1 pseudogene is annotated in these 249 nt (G+C 61.8%); it reads right to left on the reverse strand.

The features are described from left to right. Positions 1-249 (reverse strand): annotated as a pseudogene (locus SB753_RS39875) (molecular chaperone HtpG); the annotation flags it as partial.

A 249-nucleotide genomic window follows, 5' to 3' on the forward strand; every position in this document is an offset into this window, starting at 1 on the left:
GGCGCATTCTGCCCAGCCGCCTTCAGCATGCGCTGCAGATAGCCGCTCATATCGCCCTCATCAGCCACGAGGCAAGACGGCGAATCCGTCAGGCGGAACGTCAGACGCACGTCCTTCGCCTTGTCCTTGAGCGCTTCCTTCATGCGCTCGACGAGCGGCTTCAGTTCTTCGCCGACCTTTTCCTGCGCCTGCTTTTCTTCGTCGTTCAGATGGCCCAGATCGAGGTCGCCACGCGCGACGCTTTGCAGC

The sequence above is a fragment of the Paraburkholderia sp. SIMBA_053 genome (assembly GCF_046534895.1).
Lineage (GTDB): Bacteria > Pseudomonadota > Gammaproteobacteria > Burkholderiales > Burkholderiaceae > Paraburkholderia > Paraburkholderia caledonica.